The following is a 14,768-nucleotide window of genomic DNA, read 5'->3' on the forward strand; positions in this document are numbered from 1 at the left end:
GCGTACATGGCGAGACTGCATCTCTTCGATCTGGACGGAACGCTGCTGCACGGCACGTCGGCGCCCGTGGAAATCTCCCGTCAACTGGGGCTCGAGGCCGAGACCGTGGCCCTGGACCGTGAGATCGGCGCGCAGCGCATCGGCCCGCCGGAATACGCGCGGCGAGTACACGCCCTGTGGGAGCGCCTCACACCCGAGCACGTGACGGCCGCGTTCGAGGGTGCGCCCTGGCTGACGGGTATCCGGGAGACCTGGGCGGAGATACGGGCGCGTGGCGAGTACTGCGCGGTGGTCTCGCTCTCGCCGTCGTTCTTCGTGGAGCGGCTGACGGGGTGGGGTGCCCATGCGGCGTACGGGTCCCGCTTCCCCGCGGTGCCCTTCACCGAGCCCGTCGACCCCTCGGGCGTTCTCAGCGCCGCGGCGAAGGTGAAGATCGCGGACCGGCTCTGTGAACAGTTCGGAGTGTCCAGGGCCGATTGCCTCGCCTACGGCGACTCGCTCTCCGACGTGGAGCTGTTCGGCGCCGTGCCGGTATCGATTGCGATCAATGCGGATCAGCACGTCGCGGCTCTGGCGACTCACTCGTATGTCGGCCGCGATCTGTGGGAGGCGTACGAATTGGTGCGTCACGCCCGCTAATTGAGAGATTGCAGGGGCATATCGCCTGTCGAATTCCTTGCTGGGCAAGGGGGACTTGTGCGTTTGGCGGGTGCCGGTAGGGTCGACTCCGATTCACGGCAGACGCGCTCAGCGCATCCTGGGCCACGAACGCAGGCCAAGACAGCCTAACGGGACGGAGAGATCGAAGACCTGTTATTTCCGCTATGCGGCTTGCGTGGGCACGCCGGATGGCACGCTGCGGGGAGGAACTGCGGGCAATGTCACATTCCTTCCTTACTTGTCCGTAGCGGACCGGAATGCGGGTTCACTTGGGCCGCCGCATTCTGCCGCGGCAGAACGGGGAAAGAGCGACTTCCGGTTGCGGAAGTACACAGACCGACCAAAAGATGTTCGAGGCGAGGCACAGCATGGACGCTCCGACCACTACGTCGGCCGACTCCGGGTCCGGCGGCGGGGGCGGTTGGTTCACGCCGCGCAAGGCGCCGCCCGCCGGCGCGAGCACGGACCAGGAGGCGCCGTCAGAGGGGCGCAGGGTCACGCCCATACGGCCTGTAGGCCGGCCCGAGCGAATATCGGACGACCACGCGGAGACGGTGCCCGCGCAGAGCGCCGCCCCGGTCGCTGAGGCCGCGCCCGCCCCTCAGTACGCGTCAGCCGCCGGCACGCCCCCGCAGCCCGGCCCGCACGCGGCCGCGCGCCCTCACGGCGCCCAGCACGGCCAGGGGCCGAGTCCCGCGCACCCGCCGCACTCCGCGCCCCCGGCGCAGGCGGCGGCACCGCCCAGGGCAGAGACCACCCCCCGCCCCGCTCCCGCGCCCGAAGCCTCCCCAGACGCGCGGCTCATCCGCCGCACGCTGGAGGAAGTCGGCCCGGACGCCGACAAGGTCACCTCGTACTTCTACGCGCTGCTCTTCGTGCGCCACCCCGAACTCCGGCCTCTGTTCCCCGCCTCGATGGACACCCAGCGCGACCGGCTCCTCAAGGCGCTGCTGACGGCGGCCGAGCACGCCGACAACAAGAACGTCCTCGTCCCGTACCTGAAGAACCTGGGCCGCGGACACCGCAAGTACGGCACGCAGCCCGAGCACTACCCAGCGGTCGGCGAGTGCCTGATCGGCGCGTTGACCCGGTACGCGACGACGACGTGGGACCAGGAGACGGAGGCGGCCTGGGTGCGTACGTACACGACGATCTCCCAGGTCATGATCGACGCGGCGGCGGCGGACGAGCTGCGCGCGCCGGCGTGGTGGTACGGCGAGGTGGTCTCGCACGATCTGAGGACCTCGGACATCGCCGTGGTCACGGTCCGGCCCGACCAGCCGTACCCGTTCCTCGCCGGGCAGTACACGAGCCTGGAGACGCCGTGGTGGCCGCGAATCTGGCGGCACTACTCCTTCGCCTCGGCGCCCCGCTCCGACGGGCTGCTCTCGTTCCACGTGAAGGCCGTCCCGGCGGGGTGGGTCTCCAACGCGCTGGTGCACCGCGCCCGCCCGGGCGATGTGATCCGCCTCGGCCCGCCCTCCGGTTCGATGACGGTGGACCACAGCTCCGACAGCGGGCTGCTGTGTCTCGGCGGAGGCACCGGCATCGCGCCCATCAAGGCCCTCGTCGAGGACGTCGCGGAGCACGGCCAGCGCCGCCCGGTCGAGGTGTTCTACGGGGCTCGCACCGACCACGACCTGTACGACATCGACACGATGCTGCGGCTTCAGCAGACCCACCCCTGGCTGGCGGTCCGCCCGATCGTCGATCAGCAGGCCCATCTGCAACTGCCCGACGCGGTGCGCGAGTACGGCCCCTGGAACGAGTACGACGCCTATCTGTCGGGTCCGCCCGGCATGATCCGCAACGGGGTGGACGCCCTGCGGGACATCGGGATTCCGGTGGACCGGATCCGCCACGACTCGGTGGAGGAACTCGTCGCCACCGGCAACTGAGGCCGGGCCTGAACAAGGCAGCCCTCGGCCCGTCAGCCCAGGTCAGGTGCGTGCATCGCCCGTACGCCCTCGATGTTGCCGTCGAGATAGTGCCGCAGGGACAGTGGGACGAGATGGACCGATGCGATGCCCACGCGGGTGAACGGCACCCGCACGATCTCGTACTCGCCGCACGGCTCCTCGATCTCGGGGCCGTGCCGCTGGCTGAGGTCCATGGATTCGAGGCGGCAGACGAAGAAGTGCTGGACCTTTACTCCGGTGGCGCCGCCGTCCTCGCCGATGTGCTCGACGGTGTCCACGAAGCAGGGCACCACATCGAGGATCTTGGCGCCGAGCTCCTCGTGCACCTCGCGGTGCAGGGCCTCGACGACGGTCTCGTCCTCGGGTTCGACCCCGCCGCCGGGGGTCAGCCAGTACGGATCCAGGCCGGGCTTGGTCCGCTTGATCAGGATCAGGTCGTTGCCGTCGAGCAGCACGGCGCGTGCGGTGCGCTTGACCACGGGTCGGACGGTCATGGGAGAAATGTGGCCCCGCCGGTTCCACGTGAAACATTCCGTACCGACCTGGCCTCAGGACAACGCCAATTGATCTGCGCTAGTTGATCACCAGGGGCAGGGCGCCAGGGATTGATCGCCACCGTCTGATCAGCACCAATCGACGGCGGCGCGCAGCAGCCACTCGTGCGACCGCGCGATGTGCGGCATGGCCAGCGTGCCGGTACGCACGACGAGGAAGTACGTCCGCAGCGGAGGTACCGGGGGATCGAGCAGCGCTACGACCTCGCCACGCTCGAGAGCCGGCGCGCAGAGGTAGCGCGGGAGCACCGAGAGCCCGGCACCGGCGATGGTGCAGGCGAGTACCGCGCGTAGATCCGGCACGATGACGGTGCCCGAGGTGGCAGGGCGTGAGTCGAAGACGGCGGCCCAGTAGCGGGCGACGAACGGCAGCGACTCGTGCGCCTCCACCAGTGGCAGATCCTCCAGCGCGGCCGCGCCGTTGCGGCGCAGGGTGCCGGGCCCTATGCGGGCGGCCCACCGGGGTGAGGCAAGGAGGACATGCTCCTCGTCGCAGAGCGGAGTCGCGGTGAGCAGGGTGCCGCGCGGTCGGGCCGTAGTGATGGCCAGATCATGATGTCCCGCGCCAAGACCCTCCAGGACTTCCTCGGCGTTGCCGAAGGAGGCGCGCAGGGCGAAGCTCTGGCCGTCGTCACGGGTGAGCGCGGTGAGGGCGGGCAGCGCGCGCTCGGTGGTGAACTCCGGAGGCCCCGCGAGGTGAAGCGTGCGTACCGACGATTCCTCGTCGATGCCGGTCTCGGTGATCTCCACGAGGGCGTCGAGGTGCGGAGCGGCCTTGTGGGCGAGTTCGTCACCGATGGAGGTGGGGGTCACGCCGCGTGCCTGGCGAAGGAACAGGGGGCGGCCCAACTGCCGCTCCAGGGTGCGGATCTGGGATGTCACTGCGGGCTGAGAAAGGCCGAGCAGCGCGGCGGCCCGCGTGAAGGATCCTGCCCGGTGCACGGTCACGAATGTGCGCAGCAGGGCGAGATCCATGGCGGTGTCCTTCCCTCTCGGCCCCCGGGTCGGCTCCAACTATAAATATGTCGATAGGTCTCTGTCGCTACGGTGATTGGACACTGACACAGAGTCAACTAGCCTTATGCGCGCGGTTCTTGGCGCGCAGGAACCGGGGACGGCCCGAGCCACGAGGGGGGAGGCTCGGGCCGTCCGTTGTGCGTAGTCGGTCACCGGTCGGAGGCCACGGCGGGCGCGAAGCGGCCCGCGGGAGGCCCTAGGCGGCCGCCTCGTCGAGCGCGCGCAGCACATCGGCCACGAGGTCGTCCGGGTCCTCGGCACCGGCGGAGAAGCGGATGAAGCCCTCCGAGACGTCGTCCCCGCCCCATCGGCGGCGGCGCTCGGCGGTGGACCGAACGCCGCCGAAGCTCGTCGCGTCGTCCACGAGCCTCAGGGCCTCCATGAACCGCTCGGCACGCGCGCGCGTGGGCAGCGTGAAAGAGACCACGCACCCGAAGCGCCGCATCTGCTGCGCGGCGATCTTGTGCGAAGGGTCGTCGGGCAGACCCGGGTAGCGCAGGGCCTCGATGTCGTCGCGGCCGCGCAGGGCGAGCGCGAGCGCGAGCGCGTTGGCGTTCTGCCGCTCCGCCCTCAACTGGAGCGTGGCGAGCGAGCGATGGGCGAGCCAGGCCTCCATAGGGCCGGGAATCGCGCCGACGATCTTGCGCCAGCCCCGCACCGAGGCGGTCAGCTCGGCGTCGCGGCAGGTCACGTAGCCGAGCAGGATGTCGCCGTGGCCGGTGAGCTGCTTGGTACCGCTGGCCACGGAGAAGTCGGCGCCGAGCTCCAAGGGGCGCTGGCCGAGCGGCGTGGCGAGCGTGTTGTCGACCGCTACCAGGGCGCCACGCGCGTGTGCCGCCTCGGCGAGCCGCCGCACGTTGCACACGTCGAGGCCGGGGTTCGACGGCGTCTCGATCCACAGGAGCTTCGCGCCGTCCAGGACGTCGAGCTGGGCGTCGCCGCCCGTGGGAGCGGTGCGTACCTCGATGCCGAACGCCGTGAGCTGCTCGCGGACGAGCGGGAACACCTGGTAGCCGTCGCTCGGGAGAACGACCACGTCGCCGGCCTTGAGCTGAGAGAAGAGCACGGCCGAGATGGCGGCCATCCCGGAGGCGAAGACGAGGGTGTCGACGCCCTCCTGTCCGGGCGCCTCGAGCTCGCCGATGGCCCGCTCCAGGTGGGTCCAGGTCGGGTTGTCGTCGCGGCCGTACGTGTAGGGCCCCGAGACATCACCCGGTAGGTGGAAGTGTGCGGCGAAGACAGGCCCTGGAAGCGTCGGTTCGTTCTTCGAGGCCTCGGGCAGCCCCGCCCTCACTGCCCTCGTGCCGTCCCCCATCTGCGCCGATTGCGTCATGCCGCCCGTCCTTCCAGTGCTGCGCGTACCGCGTCGAGTAGACCGTCGCTTGCCGCCTCCACCATTTTCAGGCACTCCTCGAAGCCGTCGATGCCGCCGTAGTACGGGTCCGGTACGTCCAGGTCTGCCCCTGCCGAGGGGTCGTACGAGCGCAGCAGGCGGACCTTCTCGGCGTCCTCCGGACTCGGTGCCAGGTGGCGCAGGGTGCGCAGATGCCCGGCGTCCAGGGCGATCACCAGATCGAGCCGGGAGAACCACGAGGCGCTGAACTGCCGGGCCGTATGGCCGCTTTCGTAGCCGCCGGCCGCCAGCACGGAGACGGTGCGGTGGTCGGCACCGTCCCCCTCGTGCCAGCCGCCGGTGCCCGCGCTGTTCACCTCCACGAGGCCGTCGAGACCGGCCTCGTGGAGGCGCGAGCGGAAGACCGACTCGGCCATGGGCGAGCGGCAGATGTTGCCGGTGCAGACGAAGCACACGCGGAAAGGCATGGGCCGGGCTCAGTCCTTGTCGTCGGGCAGGACGACGTTCAGCGCCCAGGAGACAACCGAGATGATCAGGCCACCGAGGACGGCGGTCCAGAACCCCTCGACGTGGAAGCTCAGGTCGAACTGCTCGGCCAGCCACGAGGTCAGCAGCAGCATCAGGGCGTTGACCACGAGCGTGATCAGGCCGAGCGTCAGGATGAAGAGCGGGAAGGTAAGGACCTTCACTATTGGCTTGACCAGGAAGTTCACCAGGCCGAAGAGCAGCGCCACGATGATCAGCGTGCCGACCTTCTTGCCGGTGCTGTCACCCGTCAGCGTGATTTTGTCGAGCAGCCACACAGCGACGGCCAGGGCCCCGGCGTTGGCGATCGTCTTGACTACGAAATTCTTCATGTGTCTGATCGTGGCAGACGAGACCGGATCATGAGAGTGGCCCAGCGAGGCCGCTCGCGGGCAAGGGGCGGACAAGAGGGATGAAGGCATTCCGGCTGGACGAACTGGAAGCGGAACGTGCCGCGAACGACGGCGCGTATCTGCAGTTCCTGCATGAGCGGAACATGTCGGTCGGGCTCTACGCCCTCGACGCGGGGGGCCAGGACCCGCAGCAGCCCCACCAGCAGGACGAGGTCTACCTCGTCGTCAGCGGTCGAGGCTCGATCACCGTCGGCATGGAGACGACCCAGGTGGCGCGCGGCAGTGTCGTGTACGTGCCGGCCGGGGTGACCCACAAGTTCCATCACATCAGCGAGGACCTGCGGGTTCTGGTGGTGTTCTCTCCGCCTGAGAGCTGACGGCGGATCTCGGGGTTCCCTAGGGGGTCGCTCAGGGGACGACAAGGGGTCCGCGGTCCCCACGGAGCGCCTCGGCGTGCCAGCATCGAATGCAGAAGCCGTATCGAAGCGGTCCGGCTCAGGAGAGAGGTAAGGGCGATGGCAGTGCGAGAGATCTTCGCGGGCATGCCGTGGTGGGTTAAGTGGGTCGCGGTGCCGGTCATCGCCCTGGTCGTCTTCGGCGGGCTGATAGCCAGCGTCGTGGGCTTCGTGATCGGTCTGCTCTTCAAGGTGCTGCTCTTCGTGGCCCTGGTCGGTGGACTCATTTACGTCGTACGGAAGTTCATCACGGGCTCGTCCTCGCGCAGCGACTGGTAGCACTGGGCAACGGTTCGCTCGCGCGGGGGAAGTTTCCCCGCGCGGCCCTCTCGAAGTGGTGGCCAGGGCTAGAGTCCGGAACTCGACGGCCGCACCCCCGTGATTCCCGAGAAGCGGGGGGACCCCACGCGTTTCGGGAGTGAACCTTGGCCACGGCTGAACCGCTTTCCGCCGCCCCGTTGTCCGCCGACATCACGTCCCCCGACACCATGTCCGCCGACTCCATGTCCCCACACGCCGTGGCCCCACCCGACGGCTGTCGCACGCACAGCTACGACGACGACGCCCAGGCCGAGGCTCACCCCGAGGGCCCGGCCGGCGCCCCGCCCACCCTCATCGGTTCCGTCCAGCGCGCGATGCGCCTTCTCGAGGCCGTCGCGTCGCACGAAGAGGGAGCGCCGGCCAAGCAGCTCGCCCGGGAGGCCGGACTCGCCCTTCCCACGGCGTACCACCTGTTGCGCACGCTCGCCCACGAGGGCTATCTCCGCAAGGAGAAGGGCCTGTTCGTCCTGGGGACGGCGGCCGAGAGGCTGAGTAGCAGCGGAGCGCAGCAGAATCGTCGCGGCATGATCACCGACGCCCTGCAGCACTGGCGCGACGCCATCGGCGTCCCGGTGTACTTCTCGGTGTACCGAGAGGGCGAGATCGAAGTCGTGGCCGTCGCCGACACGCCCGGGAATCCCGCGGTCGCCGAATGGGCCGACTTTCGCGAGACGGGGCACGCCCACGCGATCGGTCAGTGCCTCCTCGCCCAGCTCGACGACGAGAGCCGACGCGATCACCTCGACCGCTATCCCGCGTATTCGATCACCCCGTACACGGTGCGTGACGACCGTGCGCTACTGCGACGGCTGAACGGGCAGGGGCGGATGCAGCCGGTCGTGGAGCACCAGGAGTACGCGTTGGGCACGGTCTGCGCCGCGTTCCCCATCACCGTCGGGTCCACCGCGGCGACGATGGCGGTCTCCCTCCCGTGCCATCAGGCCGGTCGCCTGCTGCCCGCGGCCCGCCAGCTGCAGAACGAAGTCGGGAAACTCGTGGGGACACTCGCCTTCTCTATCAGCATCTGAAAACTCACTCCTTGTGATCCCGCATGTACGTTAAGCAAGATGCGAAGAGCGTCGGGAAGGCTGTTCCCGGCCGATCGACGGCAAATTGACGGGGTAGGCGATGCGCGAGTCGGTACAGGCAGTACAAGCAGAGGTCATGATGAGCTTCCTCGTCTCCGAGGAACTCTCGTTCCGCATCCCGGTGGAGCTGCGGTACGCCGCCGCTGATCCCTACGCCGTGCGGCTGACCTTCCACCTTCCCGGGGACGCCCCGGTGACGTGGGCGTTCGGCAGAGAGCTCCTGGTGGACGGCGTGGCCGGTCCCTGCGGCGACGGCGATGTGCGCATCGAGCCGGTGGAACTGGCGGGCAGCCCGGGCGACATGCCGGGCGAGGTGCACATCCGGCTCCAAGTGGGTGGAGACCAGGCACTGTTCAAGGCGGGCGTCGCCCCCCTCGTCGCGTTCCTCGACCGTACCGACAAGCTCGTCCCGCTCGGCCAGGAGCGGGCGCTCGCCGACTTCGAGGCGCATCTCGACGAGGCACTCGACCGGATCCTCGCCGAGGAGCAGAGCGCGGGCTGACGGGCTCCAGGAGCCCGCGCACGATCAACTGAGGTAACGCTTCAGCAGACCGGCGCCCTCGGGGTGCCCTCGCAGGGGTTCAGCGCCTTCGACGCCGGCCCCTTCCTCCGCGTGCCGGGCCGGCTGCGGCGGCGGACGGGGAGCCCGGTCGGTCGGCGGAGACCACCAGAGCCGCGAGCGCGGTCGTCACCGGCACCGAGGCGACCAGACCGATCGAGCCCACCAGAGTCCGGACGATCTCCTCGGCCACCAGCTCACTGTTGGCCACGGTGCCCACACTGCTCTGCGCGATCGAGAAGAGCAGCAACAGCGGCAGCGCCGCGCCCGCGTACGCCAGGACCAGCGTGTTGACCACGGACGCGATGTGGTCGCGCCCGATCCGGATACCCGCGCGGTACAGGCCGCGCCGGCCCATCGTCGGGTCGGCCTGATGCAGCTCCCACACCGCCGACGTCTGTGTGACCGTCACATCGTCGAGCACGCCCAGCGAACCGATGATGACCCCGGCGAGCAGGAGACCGCTCATGTCGATGGACGGGTAGAGACCGTGGATCAGGCCCGTGTTGTCGTCGGTGTTGCCGGTCAGCGCGGCCCAGCCGATGAACAGTGAGCCGAGCAGACCGATCAGGAGCAGGGACACCAGTGTGCCGAGCACCGCGACCGACGTTCGGGCCGTCGGACCGTGACACATGTAGAGAGCGATCAGCATGATGGCGCTCGCCCCGACCACCGCCACCACCAGCGGATTCGAGCCCTGAAGGATCGCGGGCAGGATGAAGAAGGTCAACACCATGAAGCTGACGGCCAGCGCGACGAGTGCCATGACGCCCCGCAGCCGGCCCACGACGACCACGGCCAGCGCGAAGATCCCGGCGAGGAGCGTCATCGGGAGCCTGCGGTTCACATCGGTGACGGAGTACTGGAGTTCCTTGGGCGCGTCGGGCGCGTAGGCCACGATCACCTTCTGGTTCTCGTGCAACTGCCGCGGCGAGTCCGGCTGCACGATCTCCGTGAACGTGTGCCCGGTGTCCTTGCCGCCATCGACGCGGACCGTCGCCTTCTCGCACGTGCCCTTCGCCTGCTGCTCGGCGGACCGGCCCTCGGCGGTCGATGTATCGCCGGTGGGGGTGTCGCCGGAGGCGTTCACGGACCGACAGTCGACCTTGTCGACCTGAGTGACGGTGCCCTGTTGGGTCTGTCGGTCGAAGCCGACGCCCGTACGGGCGTGGGAGGGGGCGCCGCCGGGCCAGAGCACCACGAGGCCGACGACGACCGCCACGGAGAACGGGATGAGCACCGCAGCGATGACCTTGCGCAGATGCTTGGAAACAGGCGCGGCAGGGCCGTGGCTGTGGGAGTGCCCGTGCCCTCCGCCCCCCTGGACATGGGGCGGATGCGGCGGCGAGGACGGAGACTGCTGCGTGCTGGTCACCGCCCGATCATCGCAAGAACGGCAGGGGCCCTCTGTTCAGCGCGCCAGAAATGACGCTAGCGTGGGGTCACCTTTGCACACGCGGGAGCTCGGAGCACCGGGCTGAGAGGGCGCTGACCTCCGCTTCGGCGATGTTTCACATGAAACATCGCCCGACGGAAGCCGCTGCGTCGACCGCCGAACCTGTTACCGGGTAATGCCGGCGTAGGGAGTAGGTCTCATGACCACATCGGACGCACGCACGCCTGCCTCCAACCTGTCCGCAGAGACGGGCGAGGCCGGGAAGTCCATCGGCTGGCACAAGGGGTACGTCACGGGCTCACGCCCCGACCTCCAGGTGCCGGTCCGCCAGGTGCACCTCACCAACGGCACGGCGGTCACGCTCTACGACACGTCCGGGCCGTACACCGATCCGAGTGTCGACACCGACGTCCGCAGGGGCCTCGCGCCGCTGCGGGAGAACTGGATCATCAGCCGGGGCGACACCGAGGAGTATGCAGGCCGCCCGGTCCGCCCCGAGGACGACGGCATCAAGCACACCTCGCCGCGCGGCGGTCTGCGCAACCTCGACGCGGTCTTCCCCGGCCGCCCCCGCCAGCCTCGTCGCGGGCGTGACGGCCAGGCGGTGACCCAACTCGCGTACGCCAGGCGCGGGGAGGTCACGCCCGAGATGGAGTACGTGGCCATCCGGGAGAACGTGGAGCCTGAGGTCGTCCGCGAGGAGATCGCCGCGGGCCGCGCGGTCCTGCCGGCCAACGTCAACCACCCGGAGATCGAGCCGATGATTATCGGCAAGCGGTTCCTGGTGAAGGTCAACGCCAACATCGGCAACTCCGCGGTCACCTCGTCCATCGAGGAGGAGGTGGAGAAGATGACATGGGCGACCCGCTGGGGCGCCGACACCGTCATGGACCTCTCCACCGGCCGCAACATCCACACCACGCGCGAATGGGTCCTGCGCAACTCCCCCGTGCCGATCGGTACGGTCCCGCTCTACCAGGCGCTGGAGAAGGTCGACGGCCGCGCCGAGGAGCTGACCTGGGAGATCTACAAGGACACAGTCATCGAGCAGGCCGAGCAGGGCGTGGACTACATGACGGTTCACGCGGGCGTGCGGCTGCCGTACGTCCCGCTCACCGCCAACCGCAAGACGGGCATCGTCTCGCGCGGCGGTTCGATCATGGCCGCCTGGTGCCTGGCGCACCACAAGGAGAGCTTCCTCTACGAGAACTTCGCGGAGCTCTGCGAGATCCTCGCGGCGTACGACGTCACGTACTCGCTGGGCGACGGCCTGCGGCCGGGGTCGATCGCGGACGCCAACGACGAGGCGCAGTTCGCCGAGCTGAAGACGCTCGGGGAGCTCAACACGATCGCGAAGAGCTTCAACGTCCAGACGATGATCGAGGGCCCCGGGCACGTCCCGATGCACAAGATCAAGGAGAACATCGACCTTCAGCAGGAGGTGTGCGAGGAGGCGCCCTTCTACACACTCGGCCCGCTGACGACCGACATCGCTCCTGCGTACGACCACATCACCTCCGGCATCGGAGCCGCGATGATCGCGTGGTGGGGCACGGCGATGCTCTGCTACGTCACGCCCAAGGAGCACCTGGGCCTGCCCAACCGTGACGACGTGAAGACCGGCGTCATCACCTACAAGATCGCGGCCCACGCGGCGGACCTCGCCAAGGGGCACCCGGGGGCCCAGGAGTGGGACGACGCCCTCTCCGACGCGCGCTTCGAGTTCCGCTGGGAGGACCAGTTCAACCTGGCCCTCGACCCGGACACGGCAAGGGAGTTCCACGACGAGACACTCCCGGCCGAACCAGCGAAGACGGCCCACTTCTGCTCGATGTGCGGGCCGAAGTTCTGCTCGATGAAGATCTCTCAGGACATCCGCCGCCAGCACGGCGGGACCAAGAGCGAGATCGAGGAGGGCATGGCGGAGAAGTCCAAGGAGTTCGCCGCCGCGGGCAACCGGGTCTATCTGCCGATCGCGGACTGACCTCAACCGCGCCCACGCGGGCACCGCGTGCTGTCCACCGGTCGCCGTTCGCGGCCGGTGGACAGGGTGTTCCGGGACCGAGTCCCGGCAGGCCCCAGGGCCTCGCGTCTGGATCAGGACGGCCTCGCCCGATCCAAACGAAAGACCCTAGTCCGGCTGGTGGTCCGGGCCTCCGAAGTCGGGGCTCGTGAAGTCCGGGCTCGAGTACGTCGGGCGCGGGGCCGCAGGGGAGCCGCTGTCGGTGCCCGGGCTGCTGAACCCTGGCCTGTTGTACCCGAGATGCGGCATGCGGCCCGCGGATCCGGGGACGCTCCCGCGGTTGGCGGGGGCCGGCGGTGGTTCCGCGAGGGCTTCCCGGAGGAAGGGCAGGATGCCGCGTTCCAGGAGCACCAGGCACCAGGCTTCTCTGGCCCGGTCCACCTCCTCGTTCGACTCGTTGTGCGCGCCGGCCTGCAAGGACGTCGCGCCATTGCGCAGAGCGGTGAGCAGCAGGCCCACGCCGGCGACAAGAATGCCCGCCGCCGTGAGCGCGCCGAACACCCAGCCGGCCATCAACAAGGTCTGGGCGAAAGCCGGTTCCGGATCGAGCATCTTCAGGATGTAGCCGACGAGCAGGAAGATCGCGGCAGCCGTCCCGGCGAGTACGGGGGCGAGGACCGCGACGACGGCTATGACGCCGGCGCCGGTGGTCTCCGCCACCTCGCCCACAGTGGCGGCCAGGCCGATCGCTCCGCCGCCGGTCTCCGCCGCGTTTCCTTCTTCGCGCAGCGGACGAACGGGCCGGGGCGAGGCGCGCAGGTCGGCGCGGACCTTCACGTAGTTCTGGTACTCGGTCGCCGCGGCGGCCGTGATCAGCGCGGTGGCGTTGAGCGCCATGGTGCGCAGTTGTTCGGGGTTGAGCCGCTGACCCACTGCGGCGAGATCAGGGCGGTCCGGTGCGGTACGCAGCGCTTCATCGAGGATCCGCTCGAACTCGGGGCGGTCCTCGTTGAGCAGGTGCGGAGCGCTGTTCATGTGCATCCCCCGATGCTCCGTAGGGCTTGGGGGCTCGCATGGGTACGAGCCGTCGGGCAGAAACGGAGGGGAGCCTGCTACGGATAAGCCGATGGTAGAGCGGCGACGGCACGCGGTGACAGGGGGTTTCCCGAATTCGGCCCGGTGGCCGGACTGAGCCCCCGTTCGGTGCGCCTGCCCGGGTAACGCCTAGCTATCCATGGGGAGTTGCTGGACCAGCAGCTTTCCGGCCATGGTCACCCCGCCGTCCATCCCGATGGCGAGCCCTCCCGCGTACACGTGCGGGCCCTCGATCTGCGGGCGGCTGTCCTCGGATCCGTCCGCCGCGTCCTCGGTACCGACCTCGCCGAGGAGGTACGGGATGGGGCTGTGGCCGTGGACGACGCGCGCGCCGCCGTAGGCGTCGAGGAGCTCGCGCACGGCTTCGGGTCCGGACTCGTCACGGAACGCGAAGCGCTTGGTGAATTTGCGGAAGAGGTCCCAGCACTCGTCCGCGTCGTTACGCGTGAGGGTCTCGCGGACCGTGTCGTTGACTGCCTCGATCGAGTCGCCGTAGTCGAGGTACGCGGTCGTGTCGGAGTGCATGAGGAGGTGGTCGTCCTCCAGCTCGATGGCGTCGAGCCGGGACATCCACTGCAGATGGACGTCCTGGAGACGGTCCATGTCCGACTTCTGGCCGCCGTTGAGCAGCCAGGCCGCCTGGAAAGTGGCGGTTCCGGCGCCCGAGTTGACCGGGGTGTCGCCGAAGCGCTTGGCGCCGAGCAGGAGCAGTTCGTGGTTGCCCATGAGGGCCTTGCAGTAGCCGCCGGCGGCCGCGGCCTCCGCGGACAGCCGCATCACGAGGTCGATGACGCCGATGCCGTCGGGCCCGCGGTCGGTGAAGTCACCGAGGAACCAGAGCCGGGCGGTGCCCGCCGACCAGCTGCCCTCGGCGTCGATGAGGCCCTGCTCGTACAGGGCCGCGATCAGTTCGTCGAGGTAGCCGTGCACGTCGCCGACGACGTACAGCGGGCCGAGGCCGTCGGTAGGACGGGGCGCAGGCTCGGTGTCGATCTGCACCTGGACCGTGTCACCGCGGTTGATGACCGGAAGGTCGCGCTGGGTGGGCGTGTACCCGTCGGGCTGGTCGAACGCGGGATCCTGAGGCGCCGGCTCCGCAGGGGAGGGCTGTGAGAGCGACGGCTCCTGGAACGCGGGATCCGGCTCCGCCCGCGGGGGCACGGCTGGGGCGGGTGGAGCGGGGTCGTGGCCGAGCTCCTGGACGTTCGCCGGTACATCGTGGACGTACGCGGGAACGCGGAAGTCGCGCAGCGTCGCCGTGCGCACCTCGGGTCCCTGACCGGCCCCCTGAGTCATCGACCCCTCCACCACCATTGCGCCGCCTCTGCACCCGATCGGACTGCCTGGTCGCAGCGGCCCGCGGTGTCGTGCGCCCATCATAGGAATGCGGCTCGCACTGTGTGATGCACCAGGGGTGGTGAATCGAATCCGGACGGCTGTTCACCGTGCTTTTCTCCCGAATTGGTACAGGCTTTTCCGGGTGGTCTTCGGGGTGACCACCCGGAAGCC

At 69.1% G+C, this 14,768-nt stretch carries 15 protein-coding genes; 7 read left to right on the forward strand and 8 right to left on the reverse strand.

Annotated elements, in window-relative coordinates:
• The first annotated feature begins 6 nt into the window (after positions 1-6).
• Positions 7-639, forward strand: coding sequence for an HAD family hydrolase (locus OHO83_RS23610; RefSeq protein ID WP_266672300.1), 633 nt, complete (start codon positions 7-9; stop codon positions 637-639).
• A 389-nt stretch (positions 640-1,028) separates the two neighbouring features.
• Positions 1,029-2,558: a globin domain-containing protein gene (locus OHO83_RS23615; RefSeq protein WP_266672298.1), complete on the forward strand. Its 1,530-nt coding sequence runs from the start codon at positions 1,029-1,031 to the stop codon at positions 2,556-2,558.
• A gap of 32 nt (positions 2,559-2,590) precedes the next feature.
• On the opposite strand, the gene OHO83_RS23620 is transcribed toward OHO83_RS23615, so the two are convergent.
• From OHO83_RS23620 to OHO83_RS23640, 5 genes are all read right to left on the reverse strand, one after another.
• Complete coding sequence (locus tag OHO83_RS23620) at positions 2,591-3,073, reverse strand: NUDIX domain-containing protein (protein WP_266672296.1); 483 nt, start codon at positions 3,071-3,073, stop codon at positions 2,591-2,593.
• Between the two features lie 129 nt (positions 3,074-3,202).
• Positions 3,203-4,108 carry a LysR family transcriptional regulator gene (locus OHO83_RS23625; protein WP_266672294.1) on the reverse strand — a complete coding sequence of 302 codons (906 nt, stop codon included), beginning with the start codon at positions 4,106-4,108 and terminating at the stop codon, positions 3,203-3,205.
• 238 nt (positions 4,109-4,346) lie between these two features.
• Positions 4,347-5,483: a cystathionine gamma-lyase gene (locus tag OHO83_RS23630; RefSeq protein ID WP_266672292.1), complete on the reverse strand. Its 1,137-nt coding sequence runs from the start codon at positions 5,481-5,483 to the stop codon at positions 4,347-4,349.
• Positions 5,480-5,971: a low molecular weight protein-tyrosine-phosphatase gene (locus tag OHO83_RS23635; protein WP_266672290.1), complete on the reverse strand. Its 492-nt coding sequence runs from the start codon at positions 5,969-5,971 to the stop codon at positions 5,480-5,482. The genes OHO83_RS23630 and OHO83_RS23635 overlap by 4 nt, the downstream gene beginning before the upstream one ends.
• Positions 5,972-5,980: 9 nt before the next feature.
• Positions 5,981-6,361, reverse strand: a complete 381-nt coding sequence (locus OHO83_RS23640; RefSeq protein WP_266562370.1) for a phage holin family protein — start codon at positions 6,359-6,361, stop codon at positions 5,981-5,983.
• A gap of 80 nt (positions 6,362-6,441) precedes the next feature.
• Between OHO83_RS23640 and OHO83_RS23645 the strand changes: the two genes are divergently transcribed.
• The 4 genes from OHO83_RS23645 to OHO83_RS23660 all read left to right on the forward strand — a co-directional run bounded on the left by OHO83_RS23645 (position 6,442) and on the right by OHO83_RS23660 (position 8,748).
• Positions 6,442-6,759 (forward strand): cupin domain-containing protein, encoded by a 318-nt coding sequence (locus OHO83_RS23645; RefSeq protein ID WP_266672288.1) that lies wholly within the window; start codon positions 6,442-6,444, stop codon positions 6,757-6,759.
• A gap of 144 nt (positions 6,760-6,903) precedes the next feature.
• Entirely contained in the window at positions 6,904-7,116 is a 213-nt protein-coding gene (locus tag OHO83_RS23650; protein WP_266676481.1) for a DUF5326 family protein, read from the forward strand.
• A gap of 356 nt (positions 7,117-7,472) precedes the next feature.
• Positions 7,473-8,186 (forward strand): IclR family transcriptional regulator, encoded by a 714-nt coding sequence (locus tag OHO83_RS23655; protein WP_389570906.1) that lies wholly within the window; start codon positions 7,473-7,475, stop codon positions 8,184-8,186.
• A 100-nt stretch (positions 8,187-8,286) separates the two neighbouring features.
• Positions 8,287-8,748, forward strand: a complete 462-nt coding sequence (locus OHO83_RS23660; RefSeq protein WP_266672284.1) for an SsgA family sporulation/cell division regulator — start codon at positions 8,287-8,289, stop codon at positions 8,746-8,748.
• Between the two features lie 79 nt (positions 8,749-8,827).
• On the opposite strand, the gene OHO83_RS23665 is transcribed toward OHO83_RS23660, so the two are convergent.
• Positions 8,828-10,180 carry a YibE/F family protein gene (locus OHO83_RS23665; RefSeq protein WP_266672282.1) on the reverse strand — a complete coding sequence of 451 codons (1,353 nt, stop codon included), beginning with the start codon at positions 10,178-10,180 and terminating at the stop codon, positions 8,828-8,830.
• 220 nt (positions 10,181-10,400) lie between these two features.
• Here OHO83_RS23665 and thiC point away from each other — a divergent pair, with 220 nt between their 5' ends.
• Positions 10,401-12,185: a phosphomethylpyrimidine synthase ThiC gene (gene thiC, locus OHO83_RS23670; RefSeq protein WP_116512117.1), complete on the forward strand. Its 1,785-nt coding sequence runs from the start codon at positions 10,401-10,403 to the stop codon at positions 12,183-12,185.
• Positions 12,186-12,332: 147 nt separating this feature from the next.
• On the opposite strand, the gene OHO83_RS23675 is transcribed toward thiC, so the two are convergent.
• Together OHO83_RS23675 and OHO83_RS23680 are read right to left on the reverse strand one after the other, a co-directional pair.
• The gene (locus tag OHO83_RS23675) at positions 12,333-13,205 is read right to left on the reverse strand and encodes a hypothetical protein (RefSeq protein WP_266672280.1); all 873 of its coding nucleotides are present in this window, start codon (positions 13,203-13,205) and stop codon (positions 12,333-12,335) included.
• A 183-nt stretch (positions 13,206-13,388) separates the two neighbouring features.
• Positions 13,389-14,570: a metallophosphoesterase gene (locus OHO83_RS23680; RefSeq protein WP_266676479.1), complete on the reverse strand. Its 1,182-nt coding sequence runs from the start codon at positions 14,568-14,570 to the stop codon at positions 13,389-13,391.
• Between the last annotated feature and the right edge of the window lie 198 nt (positions 14,571-14,768).

It is taken from the genome of Streptomyces sp. NBC_00569 (assembly GCF_036345255.1).
In the GTDB taxonomy this organism is placed as follows: domain Bacteria; phylum Actinomycetota; class Actinomycetes; order Streptomycetales; family Streptomycetaceae; genus Streptomyces.